This is a genomic window from Variovorax sp. 20P10.2.4 (assembly GCF_058244205.1).
Genome location: NZ_JBZAYE010000931.1, coordinates 1 through 2,191 on the forward strand (window position 1 = coordinate 1; position 2,191 = coordinate 2,191).

Here is a 2,191-nt window from a genome sequence, read left to right on the forward strand (position 1 = left end):
CCGGTCAGCAGGCTGCGGCGCGTGGTGGAAGAAGAGGTGGTCTGGTTCGAGGACATGGTGATTTCCTTTGGCTGGAGGGGAGGGAACGGTTGGACGGGAGAACTAGCGCATGAATGAATATCGCATGCGATATAAATGCCTTGAAAAAAGGCAGCCGGCAACGACTGTCTCGCGAGGGAGTGAAGTGGTCATGCGTTCCTGTCGAGGCTGGCGCGCAGCGTCTGCAGTTGTTCACGCAGGCCGTCGATCTCGTCGCCCGACAGCTCCATCGCCTGCGCGACGCAGGCCGGGATGGCCTTGGCCTTGGTGCGCAGCGCGCGCCCTTCGGCCGTGAGCGACACGATGACCTGGCGCTCGTCGAGTGCCGAGCGTGCCCGCACGATGAGCCCGCGGGCCTCGAGCCGCTTGAGCAGGGGCGTGAGCGTGGTGGTCTCGAGCGAGAGGCGGGTGCAGATCTCGGACACGTTGAGGCCGTCGCGCTCCCACAGCACCAGCATCACAAGGTACTGCAGGTAGGTGAGGTCGAGATCGCGCAGCAGGCCGCGGTAGACCTTGTTGAGGCTCAACATGGTCGAGTAGACGGAGAAGCACAGCTGCTCGTCCAGCGTGAGCTTGTCGGCACTGGGGGCGACAGGCTGGGCGGTGGCGGCTTTCTTGGCTGGCATGGGCCGAATATTAGATCGCATGCGATTCAATTGCAAGCGGTTTATTCGGCGAGGTGCGATGCGTTCCACGAACAGGCACGCCCGCCTGCGACGGCGCCGCGCGCCTTTCTCCTACGGCATCGCGCCGTTCGGCCGCTATCTTGAAGCTTCGCGGCGCAGGCCTTCGGCCTCCTTCGAGCCAGGCGGATCCTCGATCCGCCCGCCGGCGCCATTCCCCGATCCCAGCCTTTGCATCCATCATGAAGACTTCTCGCACTCTCTGGCCCCTGGGCCTCGCCGCCGCGCTCGCGCTCGGCGCCTGTTCCACCGGCACGCCCAAGGTCTCGGCCGTCGACAACCAGGCCGAGCCCACCGTGCTGCTCGTGCCGCTGCGCGTCGAGGACCCGGCGCACGGCTCCGGCTGCTGGGCCCAGTTCTATTCGAAGCGCGACTTCCAGGGCGACGTCGTGACGCTGGTCGGCCCCGCCACCCTGCAAAGCCTCGACAAGGGCACGGCGCGGCAGCTGCAGCGCGACATCGACAGCGTGACCGTGGGCCCGCGCGCCACGCTCGAGGTCTACCAGCACGCGATGTTCCGCGACCGCACCGTGAGCTTCCCGGCCAACAGCCGCGAAGGCGGGCTGATCAGCCGGCTTGGCTTCGGCGGGCGCATCGAGGCGATGAAGCTCAACTGCAAGTAATCGCCACGCGGCCCCCCAAAAAAAGAGCCCGGCATGCCGGGCTCTTTCTCGTTCATGACGCCGCGATCAACGCGCCGCGCGCTCCGCGTTGCGCAGGTCGCGGATCTGGTCATGGTTGCGCTGCGCCCCGCGTGCCTGCGTCGCGACGATCTCGCGCACGCCCGCCGGCAGCATCTGCTTGAGCGCCTTGCGGTAGCGCGCCACGGCCGTGTCCTCGCCGCGCTCGCATTCCTCGAGGATCGACAGCTTGCTGTTGGCGCCGACCGCGCCCTTCACATGCACCCAGCCGCGATGCATGGCACCACTGGCCGTGCCGCCCGCGGCCGGCTGGCCGCCATAGGACTCCACGACGCGCACCAGCTGCGCCGCCGCATCGGCGCATTCGACCGCGCGCGCCGCGAACACGCGCTTGAGCTGCGCGTCATCGATCTCCTCGGCGCAGACACGGAAGCCGTACTCGCCATCGCGGCTGGTCTCAAGCAGGTCGTTGATCACGTCGACCACGTCGTCGTTGGCCAGCGGGATCCCGTCCACCGCGGGAATCGCGCTGTCCTCGTCGCTGTAGTAGAGACGATCGGCACGCTCCCAGGCGGCCTGCGACGCGGGCCGGGCGCGCGTCCAGTCGAGCGTGGAAGCACCGCGGCGCGCTTCCCATTCGCGCGCGAGCGAGGGCTCGACGGACGCGAACTCGTCATGGCCCGCGGCACGTCCGCTCCAGCCCAGTTCGTAGGCCGGCGCGTAGTCGTCGTAGCTGCGGCCCGCCTCGTAGTAGGGCTCGCGTTCGTAGGCCGAGGCCCAGTGTTCGCGCTCCACGCTCGGGTTCACGCGTTCGGCAACGGCCTTGCC

General features: G+C 68.1%; 3 protein-coding genes. 1 reads left to right on the forward strand and 2 read right to left on the reverse strand.

Annotated elements, in window-relative coordinates:
• Window positions 1–188 precede the first annotated feature (188 nt).
• Window positions 189–665, reverse strand: coding sequence for a MarR family winged helix-turn-helix transcriptional regulator (locus tag AC27VN_RS39565; RefSeq protein WP_490880228.1), 477 nt, complete (start codon window positions 663–665; stop codon window positions 189–191).
• Window positions 666–904: 239 nt separating this feature from the next.
• On the opposite strand from AC27VN_RS39565, the gene AC27VN_RS39570 reads away from it, so the two are divergent.
• Entirely contained in the window at window positions 905–1,345 is a 441-nt protein-coding gene (locus AC27VN_RS39570) for a beta/gamma crystallin domain-containing protein (protein ID WP_057593223.1), read from the forward strand.
• A 66-nt stretch (window positions 1,346–1,411) separates the two neighbouring features.
• Here the strand turns inward: AC27VN_RS39570 and AC27VN_RS39575 are convergent.
• Window positions 1,412–2,191, reverse strand: a 780-nt coding sequence (locus AC27VN_RS39575; protein ID WP_490880229.1) for a ferritin-like domain-containing protein, incomplete at its 5' end; no start/stop codon positions are given.